This is a genomic window from Streptomyces cucumeris, assembly GCF_024295805.1.
GTDB lineage: Bacteria > Actinomycetota > Actinomycetes > Streptomycetales > Streptomycetaceae > Streptomyces > Streptomyces cucumeris.
Map to the genome: position 1 here is coordinate 92,085 of NZ_JANCLX010000020.1, position 16,125 is coordinate 108,209.

The following is a 16,125-nucleotide window of genomic DNA, read 5'->3' on the forward strand; positions in this document are numbered from 1 at the left end:
CGCCCCCCCCCACCCCCCCCCCCCCCCCCCCCGGGCGGCCCCCCCCCCCCCCCCCGCGGGGCCCCCCCCCCCCGACGGCGTCGTGGCCCTTCCGGTTACGGCTCCGGTTGTGAGCGTCAGTCCGTTGTGCGCCCCGCGCGCACCAGGGCGTCCGACTCGGCCAGACCCGCCCAGGGCCGTTGACGACCCCGGCTCACCGCTTCGATGCCCCGCTCGTCGTAGCGGGCCGTCCGCAGGGACCACCCCAGATTGCCGCTGATGACATTCCGCATGCCGTCCACATAGGACTCCACATCACGGCGTACCTCCGCTGCCACCCCGGCCCGGGAGAGCATCCTGGGCAGCCGGGCCGCGGTCTTCTCGAACCAGCGGTAGCGGGCGTTGGCGAGGCCCGCGATATGGCGCACCGCGTCCTCCAGATCGCCACCGGCCCGCTCGCGCCGCACGATGACGCTGTTGTGGACGTCCCCGGCCGCCAACTCCTTGTCCAGGGAGGCGATGTCGTTGGTGAAGACCACCACGTCATCGGTGGCCTCCCGCATCCTGGCGAGCGGACGGCCGCCGTGCAGCGCGTCCGGCAGGGTGAAACCGCCGAAGGGCTCGTTGAGGTCCAGACAGGGCTGCACACCGATGGAGTGGCGGCGCAGCGCGAGCACCGCGTCCACCGAGCGCGGCATCCCGGCACCGGATCCGGTGCGCTCCAGGGCCTCCCGGTGGTAGGAGTGCAGATACTCCAGCCAGTGGTGGCGGAATCGCGCCCGCCACACCGGTGAGCGGCCGGAATTGATCCGGCGCCACAGATCGCGGAAGCTGGCCAGCAGCGGCCCCTCCGGCCCGTCGTACCCGTGGCCGGCTCCGTCCCCGCCCCCGGACGCCTCCCGCGCGTCCGGGCCGCGCAGCGGCTCCTCGGTGATCCGGACGATGTCCGCCACCAGCCGCGCCACCACCTCGGGGCGGTGGCCCAGTTCACCGTCGAACTGGTCGTCGAAGACGAAGTACCAGCCGACCAGGTCATTGCCCAGATCGAGATCGGCACCCCGGGCGCCGGGGTAGAAAAGCCCCGTCAGCACGTCGAACCGCAGCGCGTCGTACTCGGCGACGGCCTCGCCGCCCTCGAAGACGCCGAACCGCGACAACCACTGGACGGTGTGCAGTCTGGCGGCCTCCGCATCGGGGCTGAGGCCGGCGGAGGCCGGAAAGTCGAACAGGGCCGCCCGCCGTAACAGCGCCGACTGCCGGGCGTGAGACCGCGAAGCACGTGTGGTCATGATGCGAAACCGCCCCCCTCCATGAAGTGGATCACCCGCGCCGCGCGTATCACAGGGCATCACGGCACCGGGGCAACCCGATGAATCCGGCCATCCTCGCGTGCGGAACGTGCCATCGATAGAGGACGAGTTGAAATGGTGCGTGCCCGTGGCAATGCCATGGGGAAAACGCGGGCGCGGAGGCTACGGAGCGTGCAAGACGCGCTACGCTCGGCGTTACCTGCCGGAGGGGAATCAACGTGGCGGAGGACATGAGCCGAGACAACCAGGCGCGCCTGACACTGCTGGAACGGGAGCTGGAACTCGGCGCGGTGGACGGGGCGTTGACGGACCTGTGCGGTACGCGTCCCGGTGAGCGCTCCGGGACCACGCACACCGGCGGGGTGATCGCCTTCGCCGGACCGGGAGGTGTCGGCAAGACCGCGGTGCTCGCCGAGATGCGGCGCCGGGCGGCGGCCCGCGGCTGCACCGTGCTGTCCGCGCGCGGTGGCGAACACGAACAGGGCGCTGCCTTCCATGTGGTGCGCCAGCTCTTCCAGCCCGTGCTCGCCGCCACCGGCGAGGAGGAACACCGCCGGATCCTGGGCGGCTGGTACGACATCGTGGCGCCCGCGGTCGGCCTGGTGGTCTCCGAGGGCGGTGGCGCACCCGATCCCCAGGGTGTCCGCGACGGTCTGGACTGGCTGGTGACCCGCTACGCGGTGGAACATGCCCCGGTCGTGATGATCCTGGACGACGTCCACTGGGCCGACCCCGAATCCCTGGACTGGCTCACCCGGTTCGCGCCCCGCGCCGTGGACCTGCCGCTGCTGCTCGCCGTCGGCTACCGCCCGGAGGATCTGTCCGCCGACGCCGCCGGGGTCCGCGGCCTCACCGAACGCCAGGGCTCGCGGCCCCATGTGCTGGTGCCCCTCACCCCGAGCGGGGTCGGCCGGGTCGTCCGCGATGTGCTCGGCGAGGAGGCCGACGACTCGTTCTGCCGCGAGTGCTGGGCGATGACCGGCGGCAATCCCTTCGAGGTCGTCGAGCTCACCGCCAAGATCCGTGACCGGGAGCTCAAACCGCAGTCCGAGAACCTGCCCGCCCTGCGCGAACTGGTCTCCTCGGCCAAGGACAGCGGACTCAACGACCGGCTGACCCGGCTCGGCACCGCCGCCGTACGGCTCGCCTGGGCCGTCGCCGTCCTCGGTATCGAAGCCACCCCGGCCCTCTCCGCCAGCGTCGCCGGGCTCAGCGAGACCGAGGCCACCGATGTGGTCGGACGGCTCGTCGACGCCCGGATCCTCGCCCCGCCACGCGGCGGGCCGGGCAAGCAGCCCCTGGAGTACCTCCACCCGCTCATCGCCACCGCCATCTACCAGGCGATCCCCGGTGCGCTGCGGGTGGCCATGCACGGACAGGCCGCCACCGTCGTGCTCGGCGCCGGACTGGGACCCACCGCCGCCGGCCGCCATCTGGTGGAGATGCACCCCGAGGGCGATCCATGGGTGGTGCGCCATCTGCGGGCCGCGGCCCGGGAGTATCTGCGCGCCGGGGCGCCCGACGCAGGGCGGCGCTGTCTGGCCAGGGCGCTGCGGGAGCCGCCCGCCCTCGAGGAGCGGGCTGCGGTCCTCTACGAGCTCGGCTGCTCCGCCCAGCTCACCGAGCCCGCCGTCACCATCAACCACCTGCGTGCCGCGCTGGACGAACCGGCGCTCGACACCGAGTTGCGCGAGGCCATCACCTACCGGCTGGCCCAGGCGTACGGCCACAGCGGCCGGATGGAGGAGGCCGCGGAGATCGTCGCCGCGGAGGCCGGACGGGCCACCAGCGCCCGCACCCGGCTGCGGATGCAGGCCGAACAGTTCATGTGGAACATGTTCCGCGCCGATGAGAAGGAGTCGCCCGCCCGCTCCCGCAGACTCGCCCGGCTGGCCGACCACCTCACCGGCCGCGGAATGGCCGAGCGCTATCTGCTGGGACTGCGCGCCTGGGACGCCATGACCCGCGGAGAGCCCGCCACCACCGCCCTGTACTACGCGGAGGAGGCCCTCGGTGACGGTCTGAGCTGGACCGATGACGACTGGGGCTTCGAGGTCCCGAGCCTGGTCGCGCTGATCTTCCTCCACTGCGACCAGCCCGGCCGCGCCGAGGACCTGTTCAACAAGGGCATCGCGGAGTGTGAGCGCAAGGGCTGGCGCGGCTCCCACCTGGCGTTCGGGATCACCCTCCTCGGCTACGCCCGCTACCGGCGCGGTGCGCTGAACGAGGCGGAGGAGCTGGCCCGCGAGGGCATGCGGATCGCCGATCTCGTCGGTTCCTCGACACCCGCCCACTGGACCGCCGTGGGCACCCTCATCGAAACCCTGATCTGCCGCGGCCGGGTCCGGGAGGCGCAGGAGTTCGCCGCCGGACACGGCGGGGAGATCCTGCCGCAGGCCGTGCTCTGCCCCGATGTGCCCGCGGTCCGCGGCGAGCTGCTGCTCGCCGCCAATATGCACCGCGAGGCCCGCCACCAGCTCACCGAGGTCGGCCGCCGGATGGACGGGCGCGGGATGCGCAACCCCGCCTGGTGTCCCTGGCAGCTTCACCTCTCCCAGTCCCTCGCGCTCAGCGAACCCCGGCAGGCGGCCGAGGTCGCCGATGACGCGGTGCGCCGTGCCCGTCAGTTCGGCACCCACTCCGCCATCGGACGCGCCCTGCACACCGCGGCCGCCGTGGCCCACGGCTCCGAGCGGATCAAGCTGCTGGCGGAGGCCGTCGGCCACCTCGAGCGCTCACCCTCCGCCTACGACCTGGCCGTGGCGCTGGTCGACCACGGCGCGGCACTGCGCCGCATCGGACTGCCCCAGGAAGCGGGCGACCGGCTCTACCGCGGTCTTGAGGGCGCGGTCCAGTGCGGGGCGGAGGCGCTGGCCACCCGGGCCCGCGACGAGCTGTCCGCGGCGGGCCTGCGCCCCATGCAGCTGCGCGTCGACCACACCAGCCCCCTCACCTCCCAGGAGCAGGCCGTGGCCGAGCGGGCCGCCCAGGGCTGGACGGATGAGCGGATCTGCGCGGAGACCGGGCTGAGCGACCGCGATGTGGCCCGGCTGCTCTCCGGCGTCTACCGCAAGGTGGGCACCGACCGGACGGGTCTGTCCAAGCTCCTGGGACCGGCCGCCACGGCCCGTCCACCGGTGCAGAGCCCCGACCGCTGACGCCCGCGCCGGGCGTTCCCCGGCAGGGGGAACGCCGCGCGGGCACGTACCATATCCGCATGTCCTTCCTCCGCCGCCGCAGCGCCGCCACGCCCACCGGGCCGGACTTCGATGTCCTCGCCATGGATCCCGGGGACTGGCCCGGCGATCTCGGTGCGGGGCTGCTGCCCGCACCGGACGGGAGCTGTCAGGGGGTCTTCCTCCGCTATGACCTGTTCGGCGGACGCGGTCCGGCGATGATCATCGGCAATCTGCCCGAAGGCTCCCCGGCCCGCGAGGTCGCCGAGAACCAGGTGCCCTTCGAGGTGACCCAGCTGCTCGCCGCCCTCGGGAACGAGGAGCCGGTGCATGTGGTGAATGTCGAGGACAGCCCGGTGATGCACGAGGACAACCTGCTGATCGTGCGCCGGATCAAGGTCTCCGAGGGCCGGATCTCCTGCGCCCAGTTCGACCGCGACGACGGTGTGCTGGTCACCATCGCAAGCTGGGACCGGCCCATCACCGACGATCTCTACCGGCTGCTCAAGCCGCTCCCCGCGGAGATGTTCCAGCAGCGCTGAGCACCGCGCCCGCCCGTCGGCGCGGAACGGGGCGCCGGCCGCCGCCTGACGCCCCGTCGGCCTCACTTCCCGGAACGGCGGACCGATACATCGGCGGCGCGGACGAACGCCACCCGGTGCCCGAACTGGATCTGGTAGTAGACGTCCTTGCCGCGCACCACCTTGTGGCCCGCCGGATCGAAGGTGGTCGCCCACAGGTACTCGCCCGGTGTCCTCAGCCCCAGCGGATACGACTGCCCGGCGAGCAGCTTGTACGGTAGCGGGGAGACCGCCTGGACCGGCACCCCCTCCGGATACGCCTCCGGCTCCGGGTACGCCCGGCCGTACACCGGAACCTCCCCGGTCCCCGCCCTGGGCGTGACCACCAGCCCCTTGGCGTGCACCGCGGTGGGCCGCCGCCCGGGGTTGTGGAACCACGCCCGCTGCCCCAGGTACCAGATGGCCGTCCAGTCGCCCTCGCGCCCGGCCACCGCGAACTGCTGCCCGGTGGTGGCGCGGGCGCCGGTGTCATTGACGCCCGTCGTGGAGTCCGCGCCGTCCGGACGCAGCCCGATGTCCTTGACCAGCGGTGCGTCCTCGCCGGGTGCGGTGTGCAGCCGCACCGCGGAGGAGCCGTGCGGAGCGCACGGCTGCCCCGGCTGGTCACAGCCGGTGTAGACCGGCTGATGGGTGTCGTAGTCCGGGCGGATGGTCACCAGACCGCCAGAGGCGCCCGCGGTGCGCCGGAAGGGCGCGCCGAGCAGGGTGAAGTAGTGCGCCCAGTCCCAGTAGGGCCCCGGGTCGGTGTGCATACCCCTGATGGTGGCGGCGGTGGTGCCCGGAACGGTGTCATGGCCCAGGATGTGCTGCCGGTCCAGCGGGATGTCGAACCGCCGCGCCAGATAGCGCACCAGCCGGGCCGAGGCCCGGTACATCGCCTCCGTGTACCAGGCGTCGGGCGCGGTCAGGAAACCCTCGTGCTCCAGCCCGATGGACTTGGCGTTGACGTACCAGTTGCCCGCGTGCCAGGCCACGTCCTTGAGCGGCACATGCTGGGCGATATGGCCGTCGGCGGAGCGCAGGGTGTACTGCCAGGAGACGTAGGTGGGGTCCTGGACCAGCTTGATGGTGGTGTCCCAGGAGCCCTCGGTGTCATGGATGACGATGTAGTCGATGCGCTGGGACTTGGGGCGGTTGCCCAGGTCGTGGTTGCCGTAGTCGTTGTCGCCGAACTGCTCGTAGGGCGCCGGGATCCACTCGCAGGACACGTTCTCCGGCGCCTCGACCCGCGGATCGCGCGCGGGTGACGGCAGTCCCAGCGCCCGCAACTGCCGTCTGTCGGGGGAGACATCGGGCCGTGCCCGGAGCACCACCCGCTCACCCTCGCCGGTGGTGCGCGCCGCGCCCTCGCGGATCACCTCGTACACATCGTCCGCGAACACCCGCGCCGCCGTGGCGTCGTCCGTGCCCGGATACGCCGCCACCGCCCCGTACCAGTCGCCCGGGTCCTCGCTCAGCGGCAGTCCCAGCCGCTTCTGCCCGGCGGCCAGCAGGGCCGCGCCACCGCGCACATTGGCGGTGGCGTCGGTGCGCAGCGTCTCGGCGGACAGTCCGGTCAGCTGTGCCGCCCGGCCCAAGGTCCGCAGCCGCGCGGGGAGTTGGCGCGGCTCGGGAACGGCGGTGCGGGGCACCCGCAGGGGCCGCGCCAGATCGCCGCGCGCGTCCTCGGTGCCCTCGCTGTGGTGCGGTGCGCGGGACAGTGCGGTCTGCGCGTCGGTGAGGTGCATCGGTCCGTAGCCGGCGGTGACGCTCGGCGCCCCGCCGTGCCCGTCCCAGCGCGACTGGAGGTAGGCGACGCCCAGCAGCACGCTCAGCGGAACGCCGTACTCGGTGGCCGCCGCCGCGAAGGCGCGCTGGAGCTCTCCGCCCCGGGCAGGACCATCCGGTGCCGCATCCGGCGCCGACTGATCGGCACGTGCGGCCGGGGCCGCGGAGACGATCGGCAGCAGAAAGGCGGCGGACGCCGCGGCACCCGCGGCGCGGACGGTGGTCCTCCGGCTGGGGCCGGATGCCGGTCTGTTCGAGTCGTGGGCGCTGTCCTGTGCGGATCCTGGCATGGCAGCCTCCTCAAGGCGGGCCGAGCACGAGCCGGGCCACTCAGAGGTATCCGCTGCCGGGTCATCCGTCAATCAGATGCGCCCAGACGGGTGTTCGCACGTCAGCCGCCTGCGGCGCGGCCCCCGTCCCCACCGGTGGCGCCCCCCCCCGGGATCGTGGGCCGCCCGCGGGGTGTTCGCACGGCCGCCGCGGGGGGCGCGCCCCCGGCCCCGCCCGGGCCCGCGCCCCGCGGTCATCGTGTGCCGACCGCGGCCCGCACCGCACGGCGGGCCAGCGCACAGTCGTCGTGCAGCCGGCGCAGCAGCAGCCGCTGCTCCTCTCCCGCCGGGATCGCGCCCGGCACCACCGGGGCCGGGTCCTGCATGGTGCGCTGCACGGCGGTCTCGTACTGGCGGATCTCCCGGGTCAGCACCAGCATCAGGTTCACCAGGAAGGAGTCCCGTGCCGCCGGACCGGCCGCCTGCGCGAGCTGGCTGATCTGCCGTCGGGCCGCCGGGGCATCACCCAGCACCGTCCACAGCGTGGCCAGGTCATAGCCGGGCAGGTACCAGCCCGCGTGGTCCCAGTCGAGCAGCACCGCGCCCGAGGGGGACAGCAGGACATTGTTCAACAGGGCGTCACCGTGGCAGAACTGCCCGGGAGCCTGGCGTCCGGGGGCGTGCGAGAGACCCAGCAGCAGCTTCTGCAGATCACCCATGTCCCGGTCGGTCAGCAGCCCCAGCTCGTGATAGCGCGACAGCCGGGCCGCGTAGTCGAGCGGGGCGTCGAACAGATCGGCCGGCGGCCGCCATTGGTTGATCCGGCAGATGGCGCTCAGCGCGGCCCGGATGTCGGCCCGCTGCGGCGGCTCGGTGGGGTGGCGCTGGGTGGCGGCGATACGACCGGGCATCCGCTCGATGACCAGTGCGCAGTTGTCCGGGTCCGCCGCGATCAGCCGGGGCACCCGTACGGGCGGCCGCTGACGCACGAACGCCCGGTACATCGCTATCTCCCTGCGGAACCGCTCGGCCCACGCCGGGGAGTGGTCCAGGAGGCACTTGGCGACCGCGGTGGAGCGGCCGGTGGTGCCCACCAGGAGCACGCTCCGTCCGCTGCGCCGCAGCACCTGCACCGGATTGAACTCCGGACAGATGCGATGGACCGAGGCGATCGCGGTGCGCAGCTGCGCACCCTGGGGTCCGGACACGTCGAGTCTCCCGCGGGGCGGCACAGGGCCGAGAGCAGCGGTCCGCCGGGCGCGGCCGCTGTGGGAGGGATCGAGGTACGGCCCGGTGCCGGGCAGCTGCCGCCGGTACGGCCGGGGTGGGGCGGACACGGAGGACGACGCTGCGTACATGGGCGAGACAGATCCCTTCGTGTGCCGACGAATGCGTACGTTCCCGGCCCCGTGACGGGGCCGCACCCTGGGGAATGCGGTCGATTCCGCTCGATCCGCCACCGGGCCGGGTAACGCGCTTCTACATCACACCCGCGCGCGGGTGGCACACCATCTGGCGGACCCTGGCGAACCCTGGCGAATAGTCGCACGGCCCGTGACGGGGCCGTTACTGTCGAGCCAGCCGAGGAACCTGGGGGCTTGACGTGACGAGGGAACCCAACACCCGTCTTGCGGACCTGTTCGGCCTCGCCGGCTGGTCCAAGGGAGAGCTCGCGAGGCTCGTGAACCGGCGGGCGGCGGCCATGGGCCATCCGCAGCTGGCGACCGACACCTCGCGGGTGCGGCGTTGGATCGACACCGGCGAGACGCCGCGCGATCCCGTGCCCAAGGTGCTGGCCGCCCTGTTCACCGAGCGTCTCGGTCGTGTCGTGACCATCGAGGACCTCGGGTTCGGAAGAGGTGGGCGCGCGGGAAAGGGACAGTCCGCCGATGGACTGTGCTGGCCCCCCGAGTCCACGGCCGCGGTCCTCACCGAATTCACGGGAATGGACCTTATGTTCAACCGACGCGGCTTGGTGGGTGCGGGCGCCGCGCTCGCCGCGGGAACCGCCATCACCGGTGCCATGAGCGACTGGCTGCTCTCCGACCCGACCCTCGCCTCCGACGCCCCCCGTACCGACCACCCCCTGTCCGCCGAACCGGCGGGCTTCGACCGCTACGAGGCCGCCCCCGTCGGCTCCCAGGAGATCGACGCGCTGGAGACCTCGGTGGAGGTCTTCCGCGCCTGGGACGCGGCCCGCGGCGGCGGGCTCCAGCGCAAGGCCGTGGTAGGCCAGCTCAACGAGGTGGGCGGGATGCTCGCCTATCACCACCACCCCGAGCACCTCCAGCGCAGACTGTGGGGGGTGGCGGCCAACCTCGCGGTGCTGGCCGGCTGGATGTCCCACGACGTGGGGCTCGAGCCCACCGCACAGAAGTACTTCGTGATGGCCGCGCACGCGGCCCGGGAGGGCGGTGACCGCCCCCGCGCCGGTGAGGCGCTGTCCCGCGCCGCCCGTCAGATGGTGCACATCGGCCGCCCGCAGGACGCCCTGGAGCTGATGCGGCTGGCCAAGTCCGGCGCGGGCGACGAGGCGCTGCCGCGCACCCGCGCCATGTTCTGCACCATCGAGGCATGGGCGCAGGCGTCCATGGGCCACGGCCAGGCGGTGCGGCGCACCCTGGGCGAGGCGGAGGAGCTGTTCGTCTCCGAGCGGGACCGCGGACCGTCACCGAGCTGGATGCAGCTTTTCAACGAGGCGGATATGCACGGGATGCAGGGGCTGATCTACCGCACCCTCGCCGAGCACGACCCCTCGGTGGCGTCCCTGTCGCAGCGCCACGCCAAGGAGGCGCTGCGGATGCGGGAGGGCGGCCGTCAGCGGTCGCAGATCTTCGACCACATCTCCATCGCCTCCGCCTGCTTCATCGGTGACGACCCGGCACAGGGCGACCGCCATGCGCGCAAGGCGCTGGACACCATCGAGCAGAACTCCTCGCACCGCACCTGGGACCGGCTGCGCGAGATGTACGGGCTCACCGCCGCGTACGCCTCCTCCCGGCCCATCCGGGAGCTGCGGGAGGAGATCCAGCAGGCCATGCCCAAGGGCGTCGCCACCAAGGGAGCGAAGGGGGCGGGTCCTGGAGTGAAAGGGGCGGGCGGCACGGCCAGGAGCGCGGCGGTCTAGCGGCCGCCGTGGTACCGGCGCGGAGCACCGGGCCGGCTGCCGGTCGCTGGGGACCCTAGGGGCCGACCCTGGCGATCAGCACACAGGCGTCGCCCTCGCGGCGCTCATCACCGAACGCCTCGACCACCGTCCGTACGCAGTCCTGTGCGCCGCGGGCGGCGGTGAACCTCGGTGCGAGGGCGAGCAGCCGCTCGGTGGCGGCCCCGGCGTCCGGGGTGAGCCCTCCGGTGTGCATCAGCAGCAGGTCCCCGGGCTCCAGCCGTACTTCGGCCTGGGTGTACGCGGCGCCGGTGGTGGCGCCGAGCAGCACCCCGCCCGGCGGTGTCAGCGCACGCCCCGTCCCGCCGCGGAACAGCAGGGGGGCGGGGTGGGCGGCCTGCGCCCACAGCAGGGTGCGGGTCCGCGGGTCGTACCGGCCGCAGACGGCGCTGCCCAGCGCGGGCTGCGAGGAGACCCCGAGCAGCTGGTTGAGCCGGTCCATCAGTGGTCCCGGGTCGATCCCGGCGACCGCCATCCCGCGGACGGCACCGAGCAGCATGGCCATCCCCGAGGTCGCGGTGACCCCGTGGCCGGTGAGGTCGCCGACGCTGAGCAGGGTCTGCCCGTCGGGGAGTTCGAGCGCGTCGTACCAGTCGCCGCCGATCCGCGCGCTGGTCTCGGAGGGGAGGTAGTGGGCGGCCAGGTCGAGGCCGGAGTCCCGGGCCGGACGGCCCGGGGCGCCGCTGTCCGGCAGCCGCAGTGAACCGCGCCAGGGCGGCAGTACGGCCTCCTGGAGTTCGACGGCCAGCCGGTGCTCGGCGCGGGCGGCGTACCGCTGGCGCTGGAAGGAGTCCTGTGTCTCGTGCACCGCCCGCTGGCTGCGGCGCAGCTCGCTGACGTCCCGGAGCACGGCCCACATGGACGCGGTGCTGCCGTCGGCGTGGAACACCGGCTCGCCCGCCAGGTGGAGGGTGCGGACCGCGCCGTCGGTGCGCGCCACCCGGAACTCGCCCTCGACCGGCTTCCCGTCCACCAGGCAGTCGGTGACCATGCCGGTCAGCACCGGCTGGTCCTCGGGGAGGACCCAGGAGGGCAGCTCGTCCAGGCTGAGCCCGCCGTCCCGCGGGTCGCGGCCGAAGATCCGGCACAGCTCGTCGGACCAGACCACCTCGTCGGTGAGCAGGTTCCACTCGGCGCTGCCGACCCGGCTGAGCAGCGAATCGCGCGGGGCGCGGGGGCGCACCGGCTCCGCCGGGGGCGCGTCCGCGGTCCGGGCGCCGCCGTCCCCGGTCCGGGGCTCGGGCAGCCCCTCGCGGAGCTGGCCCAGGTGCTGGCCGAGGTCGTCCAGATGGTGGACGGCGAGATCGCACAGCGCGCGCTGCCAGCGGAGCTGCGAATCGTTCCGCCCGTCCAGACCGGCCGTCGTCGTATCGCGGCGGACGGCGTCGACCCTGCCGCGGAGCCGCTCGGTCTGCGAGATGAGGGCGTCGACCGTGCCGCGGCGGGGCGGCTGGACGGCGGGCTGGTCCGCGGAGCGGGGGGACGGCATGACGTTCTCCGATACGGGCGCGGCGCGGCCGGTTTCATGGGGCTGGACCGGTTACGACTGTTGCACAGGCTGCGACATCCCGTAACCGGTTTGGCAATACCCGATCCGGTGGTGCTTCTGGCATATGCCAGCGGCTCTCCCGGGACATTTCGCCCGTACCCGCCGGAGGAATTGGTTCCGGTAGGCTGCGGCGCTCGGGAATCCCTACAGTCCGGGCGCCCCGCAGGCATACCGCACCCGGACACCGGCAAGAATGCCGGACGACGGAAATCCCGTTGCCAGCGAACCTCCCGCACCGGATGCTGACCTCATGTTCGATCCAGACATAGCGCCCAGCGGCACCCTGCTCGGCCTCCTTCAGCGAGGCCGCGGCGACGGGACCCTGCACGCCCTCGCGGCGCCGCGGGCCGAGGCGCTCGCGGCACTGCACCACTGCGTGCTGCGCGACCCCCGCCGTGACTGGCAGGTCGAGAACCGCTCCCTCTACTACGCCCGGCTCTGTCTCGACCTCGACGCGGACCTGGACCCGATCGAACAGCACCTCTTCCACCCCGACGACCTGCTCGACTCCGATGAGCAGCGCACCGGTCTCGCCCTGGCCGTCCTCGGCCACCTCGCCTCCTACGACCGGCTCGACGCCCTGCGGCTGCTGCGCCGCTACGCCGTGGCCGGGTCCAACTGGGAATGGGCCCTGGACGAGCTGGCCCTGCGCGACGACGACACCGGGCTGCGCGCCCTGGCCCCCGCGATCCTCGCCCGCTTCCCGGAGACCCCCGACGGCGACACCGAGCTGGCCGCCGCCGTGCGCGGCTCCTACGAACCCCGGCCGTGGCGGCTGTGGGCCGACGACCCGCGCCACGGACCGCGGGTGCGCGCCGCGCAGGAGCAGGGCGCCTTCGACCGCTGGCAGCGCCAGCTCAGGCCCACCGGGCCGCGCCCCGGCTGGAGCGTCCAGGACGTCCTGCGCTGGGCCCAGCAGGAGCACGACCTGCGGCCGAGCGCCCGTACCCCGGACGCCGCGGCCCGCTGCCTCATCGCCGTCGCCGGTCCCGAGGACCGGCCCGAGCTGCTCGCCGCCGCCGCCTCCGCCCCGGACGCGGCCCGCGCCGCCGCTCTGCGGCACCTCGCGGAGACCGGCGACCCCGAGGTGCTGGACCTGATCGAACGCGCCGCGACCGAACCGGACGCCACCGAACTGGTCTCCCAGGCGGCCCTCTCCGCCTTCGAGCGGATGCGCAGTATCACCGCACTGGACCGGGCCCGGATCTGGGCCCACCGGCCCGACCCCCTCGGCGACGCCGCCGCCGCGATGCTCGCCTGCCGCGGCGGCCAGTACGACGCCCCGCTCGTCCTCACCGCCCTGCGCCGCACCGTGCGCGGCGACGGCCCCGATGCCCAGGCGCTGTGGACCCTGGTCGACGGCGCCGGACGTCTCGCGATCTCCTGCGCCGCACCCGTGCTGCGCCATATCTACCGCGAAACCGCCTCCTCCCACCTCCGCGGCCGCGCCGCCCGCGCGCTCGCCGCCACCGATCCGTCCTTCGCGGCGGGCTTCGCCGTCGAGTGTCTGTGGGACTGCGAGGAGACCACCCGCGAGGTCGCCGCCCACCACGCGGCCACCGCCGACGCCCGGGTGGTGGAGCAGCTCCGCCGGCTGGCCGCCGATCCCGCCGAGGAGGCGGACGTCCAGACCGCGGTCCGCAGCCGTATCGGTCCCGACGCGGCGGGCGTCTGATCCACCGGCCGCCCTGATCCACCGGGCGCCGCCCTGAATCCACCGGGGTGCCGAAGGCGACGTCCCGCCCCCCGGTTGCGCACCCACGGTGACCGGACCGGTGCTCCGGGGCGCCGAGGGCCAACGCTCATGGGACGTTCCACGGCGCGCAACGTGCCCGATGCCGGAGCCACCTCTCGTACGCCGAGAACACCGGTATGCGTGTCGCCCTCGTGACTGAATCCTTCCCGCCCGACATCAACGGCGTTGCCCACTGCGCGCTCCAGACGGCCGACCATCTCCAGAGGACCGGCCATGAACCGCTGGTCATCGCCCCCGCCGGTGCACCGGCCGGCACCGGGAGCGAACCGCCGGACGAGGCGGAGCCCGAGCGCCCCTACTCGGTCGTCCGCGTCCCGTCGCTCCCGCTGCCCGGCTATCCCCAGGTGCGCGTCGCGCTCCCCAGCCGCCGCCTCGCCGCCGCGATCACCGCGCACGGCAGCGACCTCGTCCACCTCGCCAGTCCCTTCGTCCTGGGGGCGCGCGGGATGACGGCCGCGCTGCGGCTGCGGATACCGGCCGTCGCCGTCTACCAGACCGATCTGGGCGGCTACGCCCGTACCTACCTCGGGGCCGGGGAGAACGCGGCCTGGCGGCGGATCCGCGCCGTGCACACCGCGGCCGACCGGACCCTCGCCCCGTCCACCGCCGCCGCCCGCGACCTCGAGGAGCACGGGGTGCCGCGGGTCCGGCTGTGGCCGCGCGGGGTGGACACCGAGCGGTTCCGCCCCTCCCGCCGTGACTCCGCGCTGCGCCGTGAGCTGGCGCCCGGAGGCGAGCTGATCGTCGGCTACGTCGGCCGTCTCGCCCCCGAGAAGAACGTCGAACTCCTGGCCCCGCTGTGCGCCGTACCCGGCGTCCGGGTGGTCGTGGTGGGCGACGGGCCCAGCGAACCCGCGCTGCGGGCCGCGCTGCCCGGCGCCCGGTTCCTCGGCCGTCGCACCGGGGACGAACTGGCCCGTCTCTTCGCCTCGCTGGACGTCTTCGCGCACACCGGACCGCAGGAGACGTTCTGCCAGACCGTGCAGGAGGCACAGGCCAGCGGGGTCGCGGTGGTCGCGCCCGCCGCGGGAGGGCCGCTGGACCTCGTCGCCCACGGCCGGACCGGGCTGCTGGTGCCGCCCGGCGACGCCGCGGCGGTGCGGGACGCCGTCGCGCTGCTCGGGGCCGACGCGGGCTTGCGCGCGTCGCTCGGGCGCGCCGCGCGGCACGCGGTCGCGGGCCGCACCTGGGGCGCCGTCGTCGACCAACTGGTCGACCACTACGCCGAGGTGCTGATGGACCGTACGGCGGTGGCGGCATGACCGGCGACCACACCGACCAGCCGGTCCCGCTGCGCATCGTCCGGCTCGCCAACTTCGTGACCCCCTCCTCCGGCGGTCTGCGCACCGCACTGCGGGAGCTCGGCGCGGGCTACCTGGCCGCCGGTCATGAGCCCGTGCTGGTGGTGCCGGGGGAGCGCGCCCGCGACGAGCACACCCGCCAGGGGCGGGTGATCACCCTGCCCGGGCCGTGCGTCCCCGGTACCGGCGGCTATCGCGTCCTCACCGACCGGCGGCGGCTGGGCGCCCTGCTGGAGTCGCTCGCCCCCGACCGGCTGGAGGTCTCCGACCGCACCACCCTGCGCTGGACGGGGGAGTGGGCGCGGCGCGCCCGCGTTCCCGCCGTGATGGTCTCCCATGAGAGCGCGGACGCGGTGCTGCGTACCTGGGGCGTCCCCGGGCGATTCGCCGAGGCGGCCGCCGACCGGCTCAACCGGCGGACCGCGCGGGCGTACGCGCGGATCGTCTGCACCACGGACTGGGCGGCGCGCGAGTTTCACCGCATCGGCGCGCGAAACGTCGTACGTGCCCCCTTGGGTGTGGACCTCGACCACTTCCACCCCGCCCGCCATGACCCCCGGTTGCGCGACCGGCACCGCGGCGGGGCCGCGGTGCTGCTCCTGCTGGCGTCGCGGCTCTCACCGGAGAAGCGGCCGAGCCGCGCCCTGGACGCCCTCGCCGAACTCCGGCGGCGCGGCGTACCCGCGGCGCTCGTGGTCGCGGGCGACGGCCCGTTGCGCGGACGGCTGGAGGCACGCGCCGGGGCGGAGGGACTGCCGGTGTCCTTCCTCGGCCATGTCGCGGACCGGGCCGGGCTCGCCGCGCTCCAGGCGAGCGCGGACGCCGTCCTGGCCCCGGGGCCGGCGGAGACCTTCGGCCTGGCCGCGCTGGAGGCGCTGGCGTGCGGTTCGCCCGTCGTGGTGAGCGAACTCTCCGCACTCCCGGCCATCGTCGGGGCGGCGGGCGCGGCGGCGGCCGACGGCGGACCGGCGTTCGCGGACGCGGTGGAACGGATCCTGGACCGCCCGGAGCCGCTGCGCCGGGCGATGGCCCGGGCCCGGGCGGAGGCGTACGGCTGGCCCGGCGCGGTCGCCGCGTTCCTGGCCGCCCATGACGCCTCGCCGGGCACCTCCGCGCGGCACGGGACGGCCGCGGACGCCGCGCACGACGGTCCCCGGGGCCCGCTGAACGGTTCCGCGCCGCACCGCCCCGCCCGCGCCCACCGGGCCGTGGACGGTGCGCGGTGAACCCGGTCCGCGCCGCACCGGCACCCGGCGAACCCCGGCCCACCC

General features: G+C 74.2%; 10 protein-coding genes. 6 read left to right on the top strand and 4 right to left on the bottom strand.

The annotated features are described in order from the left end of the window. Positions 1 to 116 precede the first annotated feature (116 nt). Positions 117 to 1,268, bottom strand: coding sequence for an isoafricanol synthase (locus NMK44_RS26520; protein WP_254747462.1), 1,152 nt, complete (start codon positions 1,266 to 1,268; stop codon positions 117 to 119). A gap of 251 nt (positions 1,269 to 1,519) precedes the next feature. On the opposite strand from NMK44_RS26520, the gene NMK44_RS26525 reads away from it, so the two are divergent. Beyond that, entirely contained in the window at positions 1,520 to 4,447 is a 2,928-nt protein-coding gene (locus NMK44_RS26525; RefSeq protein ID WP_254747464.1) for an ATP-binding protein, read from the top strand. 59 nt (positions 4,448 to 4,506) lie between these two features. After that, positions 4,507 to 5,007, top strand: a complete 501-nt coding sequence (locus NMK44_RS26530; protein ID WP_254747466.1) for a hypothetical protein — start codon at positions 4,507 to 4,509, stop codon at positions 5,005 to 5,007. A 62-nt stretch (positions 5,008 to 5,069) separates the two neighbouring features. Here the strand turns inward: NMK44_RS26530 and NMK44_RS26535 are convergent, their stop codons facing one another. Both NMK44_RS26535 and NMK44_RS26540 read right to left on the bottom strand, forming a co-directional pair. Continuing rightward, entirely contained in the window at positions 5,070 to 7,103 is a 2,034-nt protein-coding gene (locus NMK44_RS26535) for a peptidoglycan recognition protein family protein (protein WP_254747468.1), read from the bottom strand. Between the two features lie 233 nt (positions 7,104 to 7,336). Then, a complete protein-coding gene (locus NMK44_RS26540) occupies positions 7,337 to 8,440 on the bottom strand; it encodes an aminoglycoside phosphotransferase family protein (protein ID WP_254747470.1) in 1,104 nt (367 codons plus the stop codon). A 245-nt stretch (positions 8,441 to 8,685) separates the two neighbouring features. Here NMK44_RS26540 and NMK44_RS26545 point away from each other — a divergent pair, with 245 nt between their 5' ends. Further along, on the top strand, positions 8,686 to 10,209 hold the full coding sequence (locus NMK44_RS26545) for a DNA-binding protein NsdB (protein ID WP_254747472.1): 1,524 nt from the start codon (positions 8,686 to 8,688) through the stop codon (positions 10,207 to 10,209). Between the two features lie 55 nt (positions 10,210 to 10,264). Here the strand turns inward: NMK44_RS26545 and NMK44_RS26550 are convergent, their stop codons facing one another. Next, on the bottom strand, positions 10,265 to 11,737 hold the full coding sequence (locus NMK44_RS26550) for a PP2C family protein-serine/threonine phosphatase (RefSeq protein WP_254747474.1): 1,473 nt from the start codon (positions 11,735 to 11,737) through the stop codon (positions 10,265 to 10,267). 310 nt (positions 11,738 to 12,047) lie between these two features. On the opposite strand from NMK44_RS26550, the gene NMK44_RS26555 reads away from it, so the two are divergent. The 3 genes from NMK44_RS26555 (at position 12,048) to NMK44_RS26565 (ending at position 16,080) form a co-directional block, all read left to right on the top strand. Continuing rightward, positions 12,048 to 13,472: a HEAT repeat domain-containing protein gene (locus tag NMK44_RS26555; RefSeq protein ID WP_254747476.1), complete on the top strand. Its 1,425-nt coding sequence runs from the start codon at positions 12,048 to 12,050 to the stop codon at positions 13,470 to 13,472. Between the two features lie 197 nt (positions 13,473 to 13,669). Further along, positions 13,670 to 14,815, top strand: coding sequence for a glycosyltransferase family 4 protein (locus NMK44_RS26560; RefSeq protein WP_254747478.1), 1,146 nt, complete (start codon positions 13,670 to 13,672; stop codon positions 14,813 to 14,815). After that, complete coding sequence (locus NMK44_RS26565) at positions 14,812 to 16,080, top strand: glycosyltransferase (protein ID WP_254747480.1); 1,269 nt, start codon at positions 14,812 to 14,814, stop codon at positions 16,078 to 16,080. Before NMK44_RS26560 ends, NMK44_RS26565 begins: the two co-directional genes overlap by 4 nt. Positions 16,081 to 16,125 lie beyond the last annotated feature (45 nt).

Excerpts from the sequence above, each read along its gene's own strand:
- NMK44_RS26520 (WP_254747462.1), bottom strand. The coding sequence starts at position 1,268 with ATGACCACACGTGCTTCGCGGTCTCACGCCCGGCAGTCGGCGCTGTTA.
- NMK44_RS26525 (WP_254747464.1), top strand. The coding sequence starts at position 1,520 with ATGAGCCGAGACAACCAGGCGCGCCTGACACTGCTGGAACGGGAGCTG.
- NMK44_RS26530 (WP_254747466.1), top strand. The coding sequence starts at position 4,507 with ATGTCCTTCCTCCGCCGCCGCAGCGCCGCCACGCCCACCGGGCCGGAC.
- NMK44_RS26535 (WP_254747468.1), bottom strand. The coding sequence starts at position 7,103 with ATGCCAGGATCCGCACAGGACAGCGCCCACGACTCGAACAGACCGGCA.
- NMK44_RS26540 (WP_254747470.1), bottom strand. The coding sequence starts at position 8,440 with ATGTACGCAGCGTCGTCCTCCGTGTCCGCCCCACCCCGGCCGTACCGG.
- NMK44_RS26550 (WP_254747474.1), bottom strand. The coding sequence starts at position 11,737 with ATGCCGTCCCCCCGCTCCGCGGACCAGCCCGCCGTCCAGCCGCCCCGC.
- NMK44_RS26555 (WP_254747476.1), top strand. The coding sequence starts at position 12,048 with ATGTTCGATCCAGACATAGCGCCCAGCGGCACCCTGCTCGGCCTCCTT.
- NMK44_RS26560 (WP_254747478.1), top strand. The coding sequence starts at position 13,670 with ATGCGTGTCGCCCTCGTGACTGAATCCTTCCCGCCCGACATCAACGGC.
- NMK44_RS26565 (WP_254747480.1), top strand. The coding sequence starts at position 14,812 with ATGACCGGCGACCACACCGACCAGCCGGTCCCGCTGCGCATCGTCCGG.